This window comes from Bradyrhizobium sp. USDA 3311 (genome assembly GCF_054062495.1).
The window spans coordinates 7,950,583-7,966,883 of the sequence record NZ_JBSSFI010000001.1 but is presented as its reverse complement, the minus strand read 5'-3'; the positions used below and the strand labels follow the sequence as shown (position 1 = coordinate 7,966,883).

At 62.6% G+C, this 16,301-nt stretch carries 12 protein-coding genes; 7 read left to right on the top strand and 5 right to left on the bottom strand.

What is annotated here, in order from left to right; translation table 11 throughout:
* Nucleotides 1-125: 125 nt before the first annotated feature.
* Together ACVWW6_RS37985 and ACVWW6_RS37980 are read right to left on the bottom strand one after the other, a co-directional pair.
* Nucleotides 126-1,313: a 6-phosphofructokinase gene (locus ACVWW6_RS37985; protein WP_028174826.1), complete on the bottom strand. Its 1,188-nt coding sequence runs from the start codon at nt 1,311-1,313 to the stop codon at nt 126-128.
* A gap of 90 nt (nt 1,314-1,403) precedes the next feature.
* Nucleotides 1,404-2,549, bottom strand: a complete 1,146-nt coding sequence (locus ACVWW6_RS37980) for a fructose-1,6-bisphosphatase (RefSeq protein WP_304565964.1) — start codon at nt 2,547-2,549, stop codon at nt 1,404-1,406.
* Nucleotides 2,550-3,170: 621 nt separating this feature from the next.
* Here ACVWW6_RS37980 and ACVWW6_RS37975 point away from each other — a divergent pair.
* Entirely contained in the window at nt 3,171-3,533 is a 363-nt protein-coding gene (locus ACVWW6_RS37975; RefSeq protein WP_038965801.1) for a hypothetical protein, read from the top strand.
* A 535-nt stretch (nt 3,534-4,068) separates the two neighbouring features.
* Here the strand turns inward: ACVWW6_RS37975 and ACVWW6_RS37970 are convergent.
* Nucleotides 4,069-5,775, bottom strand: a complete 1,707-nt coding sequence (locus ACVWW6_RS37970; protein WP_162603502.1) for an adenylate/guanylate cyclase domain-containing protein — start codon at nt 5,773-5,775, stop codon at nt 4,069-4,071.
* Between the two features lie 173 nt (nt 5,776-5,948).
* Here ACVWW6_RS37970 and ACVWW6_RS37965 point away from each other — a divergent pair, with 173 nt between their 5' ends.
* Nucleotides 5,949-6,815, top strand: coding sequence for a hypothetical protein (locus ACVWW6_RS37965; protein ID WP_456682557.1), 867 nt, complete (start codon nt 5,949-5,951; stop codon nt 6,813-6,815).
* 378 nt (nt 6,816-7,193) lie between these two features.
* Here ACVWW6_RS37965 and rocD read toward each other — a convergent pair whose 3' ends face one another.
* Nucleotides 7,194-8,408: an ornithine--oxo-acid transaminase gene (gene rocD, locus ACVWW6_RS37960; protein ID WP_456682556.1), complete on the bottom strand. Its 1,215-nt coding sequence runs from the start codon at nt 8,406-8,408 to the stop codon at nt 7,194-7,196.
* A 194-nt stretch (nt 8,409-8,602) separates the two neighbouring features.
* Nucleotides 8,603-9,835: a cytochrome P450 gene (locus ACVWW6_RS37955; protein ID WP_456682555.1), complete on the bottom strand. Its 1,233-nt coding sequence runs from the start codon at nt 9,833-9,835 to the stop codon at nt 8,603-8,605.
* A gap of 105 nt (nt 9,836-9,940) precedes the next feature.
* Here ACVWW6_RS37955 and ACVWW6_RS37950 point away from each other — a divergent pair, with 105 nt between their 5' ends.
* From ACVWW6_RS37950 to ACVWW6_RS37930, 5 genes are all read left to right on the top strand, one after another.
* Nucleotides 9,941-10,483: a phosphonopyruvate decarboxylase gene (locus ACVWW6_RS37950; protein WP_456682554.1), complete on the top strand. Its 543-nt coding sequence runs from the start codon at nt 9,941-9,943 to the stop codon at nt 10,481-10,483.
* Complete coding sequence (locus tag ACVWW6_RS37945) at nt 10,480-11,070, top strand: thiamine pyrophosphate-dependent enzyme (protein WP_456682553.1); 591 nt, start codon at nt 10,480-10,482, stop codon at nt 11,068-11,070. Before ACVWW6_RS37950 ends, ACVWW6_RS37945 begins: the two co-directional genes overlap by 4 nt.
* Before the next feature lie 136 nt (nt 11,071-11,206).
* A complete protein-coding gene (locus ACVWW6_RS37940) occupies nt 11,207-11,908 on the top strand; it encodes a TetR/AcrR family transcriptional regulator (RefSeq protein WP_171901241.1) in 702 nt (233 codons plus the stop codon).
* A 1-nt stretch (nt 11,909) separates the two neighbouring features.
* On the top strand, nt 11,910-13,100 hold the full coding sequence (locus ACVWW6_RS37935) for an efflux RND transporter periplasmic adaptor subunit (protein WP_028172437.1): 1,191 nt from the start codon (nt 11,910-11,912) through the stop codon (nt 13,098-13,100).
* A gap of 73 nt (nt 13,101-13,173) precedes the next feature.
* Nucleotides 13,174-16,269, top strand: coding sequence for a MexW/MexI family multidrug efflux RND transporter permease subunit (locus ACVWW6_RS37930; protein ID WP_404523332.1), 3,096 nt, complete (start codon nt 13,174-13,176; stop codon nt 16,267-16,269).
* Nucleotides 16,270-16,301: the final 32 nt, after the last annotated feature.

The window sequence follows — 16,301 nt, the reverse complement described above, 5'->3', positions numbered from 1 at the left end:
GCGGACGCATGATCGTCGCTCCCAGCTCGTAATCGCCCACGACTTTCAACGCACGGGTAGCGGAATCGTTCGTTGTCGGCCGCGGCCGGCATTGCGATCTTCCGACGCAGGCAGCTTCCGGCACGCTAAGACGCGCGGTTGAGAAAGATCGGCAGCCCCTGCTTGTTGGCGTAGATGGGGCGGTAGCGCTCCGTGTTGTAGCTGCTCGCAACGTCCAATTTGCGCGGACCGAGCTTGGCGTCAGGGATGGGCACGAGGTCGTAGCGGCCCTCGACCAGCGCCGACATGAGGCCGGTCTTGCTTTCCAGCATGGCATCGTAGGCCATGTTACCGAAAGTCAGGGCCACAAGCTTGTCGATGAAGTCCGGATCGCCCGATCGCAGATCGTAGGTGAGATCGGAGGTGATCGTCTCCTCGCCGGTGCGCTGCTTGATCTCGTCGGCAAGCGATTCCGCCACGTTGGCCTTCTTGCGGTGACCGTAGGCGTCAGGCTCGCCGTATTCCCGCAGCTTGTAGCCTTCCCACTGAGCTCCCTCGCTGAGCACGATCAGCGCGTAGTTGCTTGGATTGGCGCGCTTGTCCTCGATGAGCAACTGGATCAGCTTGTCGAGGTCGACCTTATGCTCCGGTATGAGGCATCGTATCGAGGTCGCATACGCGGTGTAGAGTGCCGTAAATCCGGCATCGCGGCCAAAGACGCGGAAAATGCCAATTCGCTCATGCGAGCCGACGGTGGTGCGCTGCCGCTGGATGGCATCGCTGGCGCGGGTGATCGCGGTCGAGAAGCCGATGCAGTACTCGGTGTTGCGGACGTCATTATCCATCGTCTTCGGGATGGCGATGATCTTGACGCCGAGTTCGTTGAGCTTGGCCGCATAACTGAGCGTGTCGTCGCCACCGATGGCGATCAGGTGTTCGATGCCAAGTCCCGAAAGGTTAGCGAGCACCCGGCTGGTGAGGTCCCATGTCTTTGTCGCGATGCCGCCGTTGGTGCTCAGCGAGACCGGAACCTCATTGCCGACGAGATGACCGGGCAGCTTTTGTATTTTGGAGGGATTGACGCGGCTCGAGTGCAGCACGGTGCCGCCGCGCCGGTCGATGGTTCGCGTGTTTTCACGGTTCAGCGGGATGACGTAGTGGGACCTGCTGTTTGGGTCGTCGAGGTTCAGGTGCGTGAGGGCCTCCCAACCACGGCGCAGACCGACAACCTCGATGTCGTCCTCACTGCCGCGATAAGTCACGCTTTTGATGACTGCATTGAGGCCGGCGACGTCGCCACCGCCCGTGAGAATGCCGATGCGTTTTCTTGCCATATCCACCTCCCGGATCGGCATGTCGTCATAGCGCCTGCATCTGTCGATTGAACGGTGAACATCGCTCCAGCTTGTGATTGGAGGCGGCCGCTACTCGGCCGCTTCCGGCTTGCGGTCGTCGCGCAGTCGAAAACGCTCCAGCAGTCCGGACACGGTGTCGCGGAAGCCGCCATATTCCAGTTCGGAATAGGGTAGCATGGCTGCGCCGGACCAGCCTTGGCTGCGCATCTCGATGGCCTTGCGCTGGGCACGCCGGCGGACCTCATCCCATGCCGGGTTGTCGAAGAAATCGGTGTAGGACTCGGCAAAGCGGCCTTCCCTGTCGATCGAAAAGCCGACGCAAGAAACGATCGGCAGGCAGTACATGCCGGTAACCGGCGTGTTGAGTGGCACCGGCATGAGCGGCATCACATGCGAGCCGCGTGCATCGCCGCCCACGAAGTGCGCTTTGGCGAACGGCGAGATTATTTCCTCCGGAGCTGGGAAAATCCCCTGGTTCCTGACGATCGCGACTGGATCATCCTTGCCGGTGTACTTGCCTGCGATCGCGTGGAGGCGCTGTGCCGAAACGGCCACGACGACCTCGCCATGGGTTCGAGAAATGATGCGATCGATGCCGAAGCGCTCGTTGTCGCGAAGCAGGGCGGCAATGTGGTAGCTGTCGTCGGGTGCGTCGAGCTCGAGGAGGCTGTCGCCGGCTGTGTTGTCCATGTCAATGACATGGAAACGGAATCCCTTGATCATCGGAGGCAGCATCAGCCCCGCGCAGTACATCGGGTCGGCAAAGGCGAGATAGAGCGGCAGGTTGTAGGCGCCGGGGCCGCATTTGTCGGCCGCGAACACCATGAAGGACTCCGCGGGTCGCGCGCCGGAGAGGCTGTGGTCGAAGCTGAGCTCGGCGACGCCTGGGCCGGCGCCGCGAATGTTCCCGGAAGGCGCGTCGGCGAGAAGATCCTGGCCAGCGCCATAGAGCCCGGAGGTTTTCGCGACCGAGGTGGCCGCGAGGAACGTCTTCCAGGCGAGTTGATGGACCTCGGAGCTTCCTTCGCCCCGTGTGTGCGTCATGATGATCGCAATGTCGTCGCCGGTGTGGCAGATGAAACCGTCGATCAGCAGACCATTGCAGATCGCCTTGGCAACCTCGCCCTCGACAGTCGCCATCATGCGTGAAGACGGTTTCGTATGCCCGCCAACGGAGCCAACGTCAGCTTTGATGACTGAAAGAGTGAGTCTCATGAGCGTTTCTCCGATCAGCGCAGCTCAGCGCCTCCGGCTGCGCCGGGCACGGCGCTGCTCATTCGCGGACAAAAACGTCCGTCGCTCCGATAGGTTCCACGCACCCGTTCATCCGGTTGCCGGGATCATGCCGAGTTTTGCCTTAGGACCATGCGTCACTACTTGCTGCGCTGCACGAGTCCGGTTCTGGACCCGAAGCCAACGTTTCGGGCGTTTGCCACCTCGCCCAGCGCGTCAATGTAACCACGCGCAGACCCATCATCAAAAAGTGGAAGACCCGAGAACCTGAGGGTGAAGCCCAGCTTTTTCGACTATCGCCTTGCAGCGAGCTAGCACCCCCAAAAGCGCGCTCTTGACCCTTGATCTAGATCAAACAGCGTTTGCGGCATTCTGCCCAATAGGCAGCATCCAGCGTGGTTTTCGATGTCTCCCGCAGAAGTCCGCCAGTCGGGGAAGATCGGAAGTGAGCGGCGCGCGGTCAAAGTGACGCGATTGACCCAAAGCCGTCCCAATCCTGGCGGTGCAATTTCCGCCGAAGTGGCACAGTCAGGCTCGCAAGCGTCGATAGGCGACTGCCAGACGTGGCATCTTGCGCCACGGTCCAACTGCAAGGAGCAAGCCATGATGAATCTAAAGGTTCTTGCCGCAGTCGTGATTGCGGCATCCGCCCTGTCCAGCTCTGCTGCACTGGCGCAGGCGGCCCTTTCCAATCCTGACGAATGCCAAGCTGAATTCGCGAGTTGCACGGGTCTTGGAACTGGGGGTACCCCCACCGGCGTCCATCGGCAATCAACTCGGCGCTCGGCGTATCGCCAGCCGGCGGCGGCGGCCGCTACCGTCGGCAGCTGGGGCAATTCCTACGCCATGTCCGGCGAGATGGGCTGGCACGGCAACTGGAATACGTATGCTGCCCGCAACGGCATCGTCTGCAAGCCCGGCACCTATTTCAAGGGTGCTGACGGTCTCCGGCATCTCTGCCAATAGGTCATCCGCTCTGATCAGGCGGCCCCAACGGGCCGCCTGTTTCATGCCGGAGAGTAGCTCTCGTTCTGAGTGGGCCAGCATGGAGGCAGGCAGGCGCTTGTCTGCCAGCTGATGACCGCTTCTGGCCCAGGCTGTGTGATAACCCTTTTGTCGACTGGCAGGTCGAGGGGCCCGGGATCGGTTTCGCGGCTAGAGTTGGCTCCGATACAAACTCCCCTACGCCTGCATCGCTTCCAGCAGCGTTCGGCAACCCAAGATCGCTATTACGCGTTTCATATTGTAGGCGAGCACATTGAGCGCCATCTCGGTCGCAACCTTGTGCCGTCTTCGCATCAGGAAGTGCGTCGCACCCATCCCGTCGTGCCGCGCGCCACGCATTGGCGCAGTCCTGAGCATCGAGAGTTCTACTTGACGGGCCTGCGCTTAGCCGCCGACGATGCGAAGTGACCGGCCCGCGCGCCAGATTTTTGAGCAGATCCCGGACTCGTCAGGGAAGGACTCGGAGCGGACAAATGGCTGGTTACGGTCCGCTCACTTATTTCTCAACGTGACGCCAGACACCGTCCCAGTCCGCGGCCGGAGGCGCGTGACCCAAATGCGCGATTCGTTCCAGAAAGACGCGCGTCGGACCGTCGTCGGGGATCTTGCACAGGCAGCTTTCGAACGCCGTCTGCGCAGTAGACCAGTTCCGGCTGCGATATGCGGCAAGTCCTTGCGCGAACAACACCCGCAATTCGTCCCGCGTGGATTCGAGCTCGCCGGCGCGACCCATCAACTCATAAATTCGCACCGGCTCGGTTTTTCCGGCGACCGTGATGGTGTCGATTTCGCGCGCTTCAATCGCGCCTTGTGCGAGCCGGAAAGTCTCCTCGCTGATGATGATGAGGGTTCCGTAGATCTTGTTCATGCCCTCGAGGCGCGAGGCAAGGTTTACGCTGTCGCCGATAACGGTGTAAGAACGAGCGGAATCCGAGCCGATGGTGCCAATCACGGCTTCGCCGGTGGCAATACCCATCCGGATCACCAGCTCCGGTGCGTTGCGCCGCATTCCAGTGATCTCCGGTACTTGCTCTCGCAGAGCGGCAATCGCGTCCTGCTGCTCCAGCGCCGCTCGGCAAGCATCGCTTGCATGTTCGTCTCCGTTTGAAAACGGCGGCACCCAGAACGCCATGACGGCGTCCCCGATGTATTTGTCGATGATCCCACGATGGCCGTGAATGACATTGGCCACCGCGCCGAAATAGTTGTTCAAGAGGTGAACGACGGCGCTGGCGGTTAGCTGCTCGCTGATGCCCGTAAACTGCTTGATGTCGGAAAAGAAGATGGTGAGGCTGCGCCGTTCGGCCTGATCCGCGCCACTGGCGATCAGCCGGCTGACGAGCCTGGGATCGACGAATTTTCCGAAGGTGTCCTTGACGCGGTCTCGCGCGCGCAACTCGTCGACCATCCGGTTGAACGAGAGTGCCAGCTCGCCGACCTCGTCGCGGGTGGCTATCAAAACCGGCTCGGCGTTCGTGCCCAGTTCAAGCGCCTTCGTGGTTGCGACAAGCTGACGCAGACCGGAGACCACGCGTGTCGATCCGATGGCGCTAACGCCCAGACCGATGCCGCATGCCGCAACGAAAAGGGCAAGGCTCAAATAGGTGTTCAACCGCTGCCTCGCGAGAACCCTGCGGGTCGACCGGTCGGTCAGATCGGCAAGCTCACGTCGAATCTGCGAGAGATCGGGGCCGAACGCCAGGGCGAATTTGGCAAATCCGCGCGAAATGGTCCGGGCCTCGTCGCGACGTCCCTCCGAGATAGCCGCAAGCGTGGCGTCCCCCACGGCGAGGAAGTCTTCCAGACTACGGCCCATGTACTTGAGGACGCCGGCCATGCGAGCCAGGTCGACGCGATCCTCAGTGTCGTAGCCGGGGTCGCCGGTTGCTTTGTGGAGCAAGGCTTCACCTGTCTTGACGGTATCGCGCAGCTCGTCGGCCGTTGCCCGCACTGCGGCCATCGCCGTCCGCTCCGTTCCAGCATCGGCTCGATCGGATATCAGGACACGCAAGACTTCGAGCTCGTATCTATCGGTAAGGACATCGAATTCAGAAACCATGCGCGATAACGGCAGCTCATATTCGGTGATGTTCCCGAGCTGATCGCTGTCGAGCTTTTGCGCGAAGCCGAGAACGCCGACGACTGCGCCGAAAATTGCCAGCAGAATGCCTGCAAGCAGAAAGATTTTCTTACGAATCGTCATGGTTAGCCATCGCCGCCACGGGTGAGCAAAAAGCGAAGACCGGGCGGACATGCAGTCCGCAACTCATCTAATCCTAAAGCAACGCCCTCTGACTACTCAAGGCCCCCCTTGAGCTTGCAATATGCTAATTTGAGCCGGCATGATCCCCGGTTTTTCAGCCCGGACGTTGCACCGTGACCGATGGTCGTCACCCGGCATGGACCGAGGAAAGCCGCTTCCGCGGTGCCCCCGACGATGTGGTTATCATCCCACTTGTTGTTATCACGCTCGCCACAAACAAGATCCTGCGTTTCGTTCTTTCGATCTTGATGCGGATGCTCGACTACGCCTTCCCTTTAGCAATGCAGATTGTCTGGCTTCCGCTCTTCGCGGCCAAGGTTCTTGGCGATGTCATCGTTACCGTCATAAACGGCGCGTTGCGCTTCCTTCTCCTATCCGAGGCGAAACGTCGACAGTGGAGTAGATCGATTCGCCGGAACTGGTTGTGGTTCCGGCGGAAGATTAGCTATCGGGCGTTCGAACAAGCTGTACATGATGCGTTTGAAGGCGGCATGGCATGGGTGTTCAGAGAATGCCGGCATCTCACGCCGAACACCGCATTGCTCGTGATCCTGTGCGCGGTACTTTGGCTGCCGATCTCTTTCGGGGCTGCAACGGCGATGCACGCGGTATTGTTTTCCAAGGTCACCTCCTGGCCAGCTTGGATGCAACTTTTGCATCCGCTCGCAACCGTCATAGCTAAGAGCAAGCTTTTGGTGCTACCGGTCTACCCGGCAGCCTGGCCGCAGGCCAAGAAACATCCATTCGTTCAGCTCGTATTCAAGGGCTACGAAACCATCAAGTGCGTGTATGTGATCAGAAAGGTCGGCTTTCGCTATCGGCAGGCAGAGATCGCCGGAATCGCGGCGGTTGAGAGGCTCGAGCGCACCGCCGGCCTCACATCGGCGGTGAGGTGGCTGCGCGAGACGCATGTCGCCGAACATTTCGGCGTCGAAAAGCCCACTCAGGAATTGCGTTCGTTCTTCGCGATGGTCAATTAAGTTTTCAGCTGAATACTACGAAGCGAAGGAACGGCAAGCGGGTGTCCCATCATCAAACAGCAGCAAGCCGCGAACGCTGAGGTGATCATCAGTCTTAAAACCGCCAACGGCCTCACCGTGCCGCCGTCGCTGCCTGGCTGCGCAACGAGGCGCAATTTGCTGCGATGCATGAGACCGGAAGTGGCCCATCGCGTCGTCTGGCCGCGGTGCGGAATTTGATCGCTACCAGGGTACAACGGACATTGGGCAAGCCTGCACCAATCAAGCTTGATTTCTGAGGACGCGCCCTGGCAATCGCCCACAACTTTCAGCGCACAGGTGGCGTAATGGCTCGTTGTTGGCCGCGGCCGGCATTGCGATCTTCCGACGTAGGCAGCTTCAGGAGAAATCCTGCGTCAGCGTCGTGGCGAACTGCTCCAGCGCCCAGTCGACCTCGTCGCTGGTGATCACCAGCGGCGGGGCGATGCGGATCGTGTGCCCGTGGGTGTCCTTGGCGAGGATGCCCTTGCCCTGGAGCGCCTCGCAGTAGCGGCGCGCGCGGCCGGCTTCGGGATTCAGCTCGACCGCCAGCATCAGGCCGCGCCCGCGTACCTCGCGGACCGTGTTGGCGCGGATGTCCTTCAAACCTTCCAGAAGGCGCGCGCCCTGCCTGGCCGCGTTCTCGATCATGCCTTCCTCGACCAGCACGCGCATTGCCGCGCGTGCCACCGCGCAGGCCAGCGGGTTGCCGCCGAAGGTTGAGCCGTGCTGCCCGGGTCGCAATGTCCCGAGCACTTCGTTGTTCGAGAGCACGGCCGACACGGGATAGAAGCCGCCGGACAAGGCCTTGCCGAGCAGGGTCACGTCCGCCTCGATTCCCTCGTGCTGTTCGGCGAGCAGCTTGCCGGTGCGGCCGAGTCCGGTCTGGATCTCGTCGAGCACCAGCATGACGTTGTTGGCCGTGCAGAGCTCCCGCACCTTGGTGAAATAGCCCGCCGGTGGAATGATGACACCGGCTTCGCCCTGGATCGGCTCGACCAGAAAGGCGACCGTGTTGGGCGTGATCGCTTGTTCGAGTGCCGCGGCGTCGCCGAACGGGATGATCCTGAAGCCCGGCGCGAACGGTCCAAAGTGTCCGCGGGTTTCAGGGTCCGTTGAGAAGCCGACGATGCCCAGCGTGCGTCCGTGGAAGTTGTCGGCGCAGACGATGATCTCGGCCTGGTCGTCCGGCACACCTTTCACCTCGTAGCCCCATTTGCGCACCGACTTGATCGCGCTTTCGACCGCCTCGGCGCCGCTGTTCATCGGCAGCACCTTGTGGGAGCCGGTCAGCGCAGCGATCTCCTCGTAGAACGGGGCGAGTTGGTCGTTGTGGAAGGCGCGCGAGGTCAGCGTCAGCCGGTGTGCCTGTTCCACCATCGCCGCCAGAATCTTGGGGTGGCAGTGGCCCTGGCTGACCGCGGAATAGGCCGAGAGGCAATCGAGATAACGGTTGCCGTCGGTATCCCAGACCCAGACACCTTCGCCGCGCGACAGGACGACCCCGATCGGTTCGTAGTTATGGGCGCCAAGGCGCGTTTCCGTTGCGAGGTAATCAATGACGGACGAGCTCATCTTTCGTCACTCCATTGCTGCGTGCCGGCGTCAACCGACTGCACCGCGCTCAAATCGGTCCGGGCCCGACGCGATGCGCGAAGCCGCTGGTTTGCCTCCCCTTGTCAAATGGTTATGCGGATCCACCGCGGCAATCTTCCGTTAGCCTCCGCTACTGTGCATGGGGTTGTTTTCAACATTTTTGTTTCGAGGCCTCAGCCGATCGCGCAGGGCACGCTCAAAAAGCCGCGGAACCGCACCCGTCCGCCGCGCACCGGCCGGCCGTTCACGGCGTAGTTCGGGAAGCGCGCCAGGAAGCGCGAGATCGCGATGGCGCCTTCGAGCCGCGCCAGCGCCATGCCGGCGCATTGATGCGCGCCGGTGGCGAAGGCGAGGTGCCGGTTCGGCGTCCGCGCAATGTCGAAGCTCTCGGGGGCCGGAAACTGCGCGGGGTCGCGGTTGGCTGCCCCGATGCACAGCGTCACCGACGTGCCGGCATCGAGCATGACGCCGCCGAGTTCGACCCGTTCGGTGGTCATGCGGTTGCCGAGCTGGTTGGAGCTCTCGTAGCGCAGCATCTCCTCCACCGCCGTCTTGATCATGTCGGGGTGGTCGATCAGCCGCTGCTTCTGATCGGGATGACGGTCGAGCGCGACGAGGCCGTTGCCGATCAGGTTGGTGGTGGTCTCGTGCCCGGCATTGAGCAGGAAGATGCAATTGTGCAGCAGCTCCTTCTCGGTCAGCCGCTCGCCGTTCTCCTCGCCGTTACCTTCTCCCTGGATCAGGCGCGTCAGCACGTCGCGCTCGGGATTGCCGGGCTTGCCGCGCCGGCGCGCGACCAGCGTTTCGAGATAGGCGAGAAAGTCCTTCACCGCCTTGTTGCCGCGCGCGGCCGCTTCAGGCGACACCACGGGTTCGAGGGCACCGAGGATCGCCAGCGACCAGTCGCGCAGCGGCGCGCGCTCGTCATGGGGAACGTCGAGCAGATTGCCGATCACCTCGATCGGGATCGAGGCGGCGAAGTCCTCGATCAGCTCGCAATGGCCCTTGGCAGCGATGGCGTCGAGCAGGCCGTCGACCAGCTTGATGAGATCGGCCTCCATCCCTGCAATCGCCCGCGGCGACAGTGCCCCCATGATCAGGCGGCGTACGCGGGTGTGTGCCGGCGGATCGTTGAAGACGAGGCTCGTGGTGTGGTGCTCGTAGAGCGGGGTGTTCCCGTATTTCGGCGCGAACTCGCGCTTCTTGTCGGAGCTGAACGACTTGGTGTTCTTGTAGGTGGTGACGAGGTCGTCATAGCGGGTCAGGAACACGGTGCCGTTCGGCAGGCGCTTGACCGGCTCGTTCTCCCGCAGTGCACGATAGGTCGGGTAGGGGTTGTCGTAGAACTCCGGCGTCAGCTTCTCGAGGTCGAAGCTTGCCGCCAGCTCCTTCGCATCTGCGTTCATCCCGTTATACTCGCCGGTTAGGGCCGATATGCCGTTTTTGTTGTTCTGGTCGACGCGAGCATGCGTCTACAGTCTTCGCACCTTGCTAGCCGACCGGACAGGAAAATGCACGCACGCACGGATGCTGCCGACACGGCTCCTTCATGGCCGGACGATATTTTCGCGACCTTGCAACGCTTCGAGGTCCGGCAGGTGCCTTACGTGCCCGATGCCGGCAATTCGAAGCTGATCCAGCGCGTGCTGGGGTCCTCCACGATGCGCGGCATTCCCTTGACGACGGAGGAGGAGGGCGTGGCGCTTCTCGCGGGCGCCTGGACGGGCGGCCAGCGCGGCGTCCTGCTGATGCAGTCGAGCGGGGTCGGCAATTGCATCAACATGCTGTCGCTGATCCCGATCCTGCGCTTTCCGTTCCTCACGCTGGTGACCATGCGTGGCGAGTGGGGCGAGTTCAATCCGTGGCAGGTGCCGATGGGATCGACCACGCAGGGCGTGTTCGAGCTCTCCGGCGTCAAGGTGCTGCGCGCCTCCAGTGCGGCCGAGGTGCCGGCGGTGATGGAGGCAGCCGCAGCGCAGGCCTATAACGCGCTCACGCCCACCGCCGTCCTGTTGTCGCAGCGCCTGATCGGCGCCAAGGTCTTCACCAAATGAGCAAGGCCAATCTCCTCGACCGCCGCCAGGTGGTCTCGACGCTGCTTGCGGACCGCAAGGACGTGGTTGCGATCGGCGGCCTCGGGGCCTCCACCAACGACATGTGCGCGGCCGGCGACCACGCCCGCAACTTCTATCTCTGGGGCGGGATGGGCGGCGCCGCGATGATCGGCCTCGGGCTGGCTTTGGCGCAGCCAAAACTGCCGGTGCTGGTCATCACCGGCGACGGCGAGATGCTGATGGGCATGGGCAGCCTTGCCACCATCGGGCTCCAGAAGCCGTCCAACCTCTCGATCGTCGTGCTCGACAACGAGGCTTATGGCGAGACCGGCGGCCAGACCAGCCACACCTCGGCGGCCGCCGACCTCGTCGGCATCGCCCGGGCCTGCGGCATCGGGGACGCGCGCGCGATCTCGACGATGGCTGGCGTCGAGGCCTTTGCCGAAGCCGTCCACGACGTCTCGGCGGGCCCGCGATTTGCCAATGTGAAGATCGACAGCGCCAGCCTTGAGCGGATCTTGCCAAGCCGGGACGGGACCTACATCGTCAACCGGATCCGCGGCGATCTCGGCTTCCAGCCGATCTAGGTCCATTCCCCGCGGCGAACCTCGTCTGCACGTGGGCCGTGCAGGCGGGGCAATTTCCACTGAAACTACAACGCTTCCAGGTTGCGATGCAGCATAATGCTTGACTTTTGCGTGGGTGAGTGCTTACTCACTACCCATGAGCTCACTGCGAATGACGAGCGACCTGAGGCGTCAATTGATCCTCGGCGCCGCAAAGCGCTGCTTTGCCCGACACGGCTATACCGGCACCACGACCAAGAGCGTGGCGGCCGCCGCTGCCATTTCCGAAGCCTTGCTGTTCAAGCATTTCCCGTCCAAGGCGGCGCTCTACGCCGAAATCCTCAGCGACGAATGCGAGGCGGACCCGGCATTGATGGAGCTGCTCGGGCGGGTACCATCGACCGCCACTCTGGTCGAAGTGATCCGCGGCATGATCGAGCATTTCCTCGAGATCGCCGACGGGCCCGACCAGGAAGAGGCGCAGCGCCTGCGACTGATGGCCACGAGCCATTTGGATGATGGCGAATTCGCGCGTTTGCTATATGCCAAGATCGAGACGCTGATCGGGGCGATTTTCGTCGCCTCGCTCGAGCGCGCGGTTGCTGCAGGGGACGCGCGGCCGTGCACCGGCGATCCGCTCAACCTGTTCTGGTTCGCACATCATTCGGTGATGACTGTTGCGCTGACCAGGCTGCCGGCTGCGCCCTGTCTCGCTTACGGCAAGGCGAACGATCTGGAGCGCCAGCTCTGTGAGTTTCTCCTGAGAGGTATTGGACTTAACGACGCCGCAATTGCTTCGCATTTGGGCCGCGATCAGGCCGCGGATGCGGGCAAGACGGCGATTGCAGAAAGCGCATGACATGAACATCGTAACCGAACACAAGATTTCGGGCGAACCGATCGACAAGGCTCCCAAGCGTCCGGTCCGGCCGGTGCTCTGGTTCGTCATTATCGGCACGCTGCTCGGCGCGCTCGTTGGCGGCCTCGTCTGGTTCAATTACTTCCGCGGCCAGATGATCAAGCAGTTCTTCGCCAACAACAAGCCGCCGCCGACCATGGTCAGTGCGGCCGAGGCGAAGTCCGAGGTGGTGCCTAACCTGCTGACTGCGGTCGGCGGGCTTGCCGCCGTGCATCAGGTCGACGTCAGCGCCGACGTCAACGGCCGCGTCACCGAGATCAAGTTCGAGCCGGGTTCGCATGTCGAAGCCGGCATGCCGCTGGTGCAGCTGTTCGACGCGCCCGATCAGGGCGACCTCGCCAACTATAAGGCGCAGGCGACCGTCGCGCAGCTCTCGCTCGATCGTGCCAAGCAGCTCGCCTCGCGCCAGTTCGGCCCGCAGGCGACCGTCGATACCGCGCAGGCCGCCTACGACCAGGCGATGGCCGGCATCGCCAAGACCGAGGCATTGATCTCGCAGAAGCTGGTGCGCGCGCCGTTCTCGGGCGATCTCGGCATGCGCAAGGTCGAGGTCGGCCAGTATCTGACGGCCGGCACGGCGATCGTGTCGCTGACCGATCTGTCGGAGCTGTGGGCCAACTTCACGGTGACGGAAAAGGACTCGGGCAACCTCAAGGTCGGCCAGCCGGTCCGGCTGAAGGTCGACGCCTATCCGGGCCGCACCTTCGACGCCAAGATCACCACGATTGAGCCGCAGATCGCGACCGACACCCGCAACATCCGCGTGCAGGCGACCGTCGCCAATCCGGACAAGATCCTGAAGCCTGGCATGTTCGTGACCACCACGGTTGTGCTGCCGGACAAGCCGGCGGTGATCACCGTGCCGGAAACGGCGGTCGATTACACGCTGTACGGCGATTCGGTGTTCGTGATCACCGAGAAGAAGGAAGAGGATGGCAAGACCAGCCTCTCCGCGGTGCGCACTTTCGTGCAGACCGGTAGCCGGGTCGAAGGCCGCGTCGAAATCATCAAGGGTGTGAAGCCGGGCGACAAGGTCGTCGCCGTTGGCCAGCTCAAGCTGCAATCGGGCGCGCCGGTGTCGATTTCGACCGATCCGGCTCCGCAGATCCCGGCGCAGCCGCCGCGCTACTGACCCCTTGCCGCCCTTAAGTGATCCGGCTCGGCCGGGTCACTTTTCTAAAGAAAAAGAAATCGAGATCGCCGCGATGGCCTTTACCGATATTTTCATCAAGCGTCCGGTTCTGTCGGTCGTCGTCAGCCTGCTGATCCTGCTGATCGGCCTGCGCGCGGCGATGGTGCTGCCGATCCGGCAATATCCGAAGCTGTCGAACACGGTCATCAACATCACGACCGTCTATCCCGGCGCGTCCGCGGACCTGATCCAGGGCTTCATCACCACGCCGATCGAGCAGGCGGTCGCCTCCGCCGAGGGCGTTGACTACATCACCTCGTCCTCCGTGCTCGGCACCTCGACGATCCAGGTCTACATCAAGCTGAACTTCGATCCGAACCAGGCGCTCACCGAGGTGCTGGCCAAGACGAACTCTGTCAAATACCTGATCCCGAAGGAGTCGAACGACCCGATCGTCACCAAGACCACGGGCCAGACCACGGCCGTGATGTATCTCGGCTTCTCCTCCGAGGAGCTGTCAGGCTCGGCGATCTCCGACTATCTGACGCGCGTGGTGCAGCCGGTGCTGTCGACCGTCGACGGCGTGGCCTCGGCCGACATTCTCGGCGGCCAGACCTTTGCGATGCGGCTGTGGCTCGATCCCGTGAAGATGGCCGGCCGCAACGTGTCGCCCGCGGATGTTGCCGCCGCGATCGCCGCCAACAACTTCCAGTCCGCGGCGGGTCAGACCAAGGGCTATCTGATCGTCTCGAACATTTCCACGAACACCGGCCTGACCGACGTCAATCAGTTCAGGAAGATGATCGTCAAGGCCAAGGACGGCGGCTTCGTGCGGATGGAGGACATCGCCACCGTCGAGCTTGCAGCCCAGAGCACGGACGCGAGCGTCGCCTTCAACGGCGAGCATGCGATCTTCATCGGTGTGCAGGCAACGCCGCAAGGCAATCCGCTGACGCTGGTGAAGGGCGTGCGCGCGCTGTTCCCCGAACTGGAACGCAATCTCCCGCCGTCGATGAAGATGAAGGTCGCCTACGACTCGACCAAGTTCATCCAGTCCTCGATCGACGAGGTGGAGAAGACGCTGGGCGAAGCCGTGATCATCGTGATCGTGGTGATCTTCCTGTTCCTGGCCTCGCTCCGCTCGGTCATCATTCCCGTCGTCACCATTCCGCTGTCGATGATCGGCGTCTGCACGCTGATGCTGGCGTTCGGCTTCAGCTTCAACCTCTTGACGCTGCTCGCGATGGTGCTTGCGATCGGCCTCGTGGTCGACGACGCCATCGTGGTGGTGGAGAACATCCATCGCCATCTGGAGGAAGGGAAGACGCCGGTCCAGGCATCGCTGCAAGGCGCGCGTGAAATCGTCGGTCCCGTTGTCTCGATGACGATCACGCTCGCGGCCGTGTACGCGCCGATCGGCTTCCTCGGCGGTCTCACCGGTTCGCTGTTCCGCGAATTCGCCTTCACGCTCGCAGGCTCGGTGATCGTGTCAGGCGTGATCGCGCTGACGCTGTCGCCGATGATGTGCTCGGTGTTGCTCAAGAACACCGAAGAGGGCCGCTTCGCCAAGGCCGTCAACAAGGTGTTCGGCGCCCTGACGCGCTGGTATGGCCGCAGGCTCGATCGCTCGCTCGACTACAAGGCCATCACCGGCCTGTTCGCGGTGACGATCCTCGGGCTGGTCGGCTTCCTCTACATGCACACGTCGAAGGAGCTGGCGCCGGAGGAAGACCAGGGCATCGTGTTCGCGGTGACCAAGGCGCCGAAATACGCCAATATCGACTATGTCGATTTCTACGGCGAAAAGCTCGACGAGAAATTCCAGAAGTTCCCGGAGACCGATCTGCGCTTCGTGCTGAACGGCATCAACGGTCCGCAGGGCGGCATCGCCGGCATGCTGCTGAAGCCGTGGGAGGAGCGCAAGCGTTCGTCGATCCAGTTGAAGTCCTTGGTGCAGGCCGAGCTCTCCAAGATCGAGGGCGTGCAGGCTTTCGCCTTCAACCTGCCGCCGCTGCCCGGCGGACCCGGCGGCCTGCCGGTGCAGATGGTGATCAACTCCACCGCCGGATTCCAGACGGTCTATGAGCAGATGGAGAAGCTGAAGGACGCCGCGCGCAAGAGCGGCATGTTCATCGTCTCCGACAGCGACCTCGCCTATAACCAGCCGAACGTGCAGGTCACGATCGACCGTACCAAGGCCCAGGACCTTGGCATCAACATGCAGAACCTCGGCAGCACGCTCGCGGTGCTGCTTGGCGGCAATTACGTCAACCGCTTCAATCTCGAGGGGCGCTCCTACCAGGTGATTCCGCAGGTGCCCCGGGGCAATCGGCTGTCGCCGGAATCGCTCGGCGGCTACTATGTGACGACCAATACCGGCCAGCAGCTTCCGCTGTCGACCGTGGTCTCGATCAGGACCAAGACCGACCCGAACTCGCTGACCCACTACAACCAGCTCAATTCGGCGACGTTCTCGGCCGTGCCGATGCCTGGCGTGACTGTTGGTGCTGCGGTCGACTTCCTCGAAGGCGAGGCCAAGAAGCTGCCGCAGGGTTTCAGCCACGACTATCTCGCGGACTCCAGGCAGTATGTGCAGGAAGGCAACCAGCTCGCGATCACCTTCGGCTTCGCGCTGATCATCATCTTCCTGGTGCTGGCGGCCCAGTTCGAGAGCTTGCGTGACCCGCTGGTGATCATGATCTCGGTGCCGATGGCGATCGTCGGCGCGCTGATCCCGCTGTTCTTTGGCGTGGCGACCATGAACATCTACACCCAGGTCGGTCTGCTCACCCTGGTCGGCCTGATCACCAAGCACGGCATCCTGATGGTGGAGTTTGCCAACGAGCTCCAGGTCAACGAGCGGCTCGATCGCCGCTCTGCCATCGAGATGTCGGCCCGCATCCGCCTGCGGCCGATCCTGATGACCACGGCCGCGATGGTGACGGGCCTGATCCCGCTCCTGACCGCGACCGGCGCGGGCGCCGCCAGCCGCTTCTCGATCGGTCTGGTCGTCGTTGCCGGCATGTCGATCGGCACGCTGTTCACGCTGTTCGTGTTGCCCGCCGTCTACGTGGTGCTGGCGACCGACCATCGCGCGGCGGCCGATTCCGAGCGGAACAAGCAGGTCAACGAGCTCGACCTCGGTGCCAAGGCGCTGCGGCCGACCTGAGGCCGGAAGCAACGAAGCAAAGGGCGGTAGCG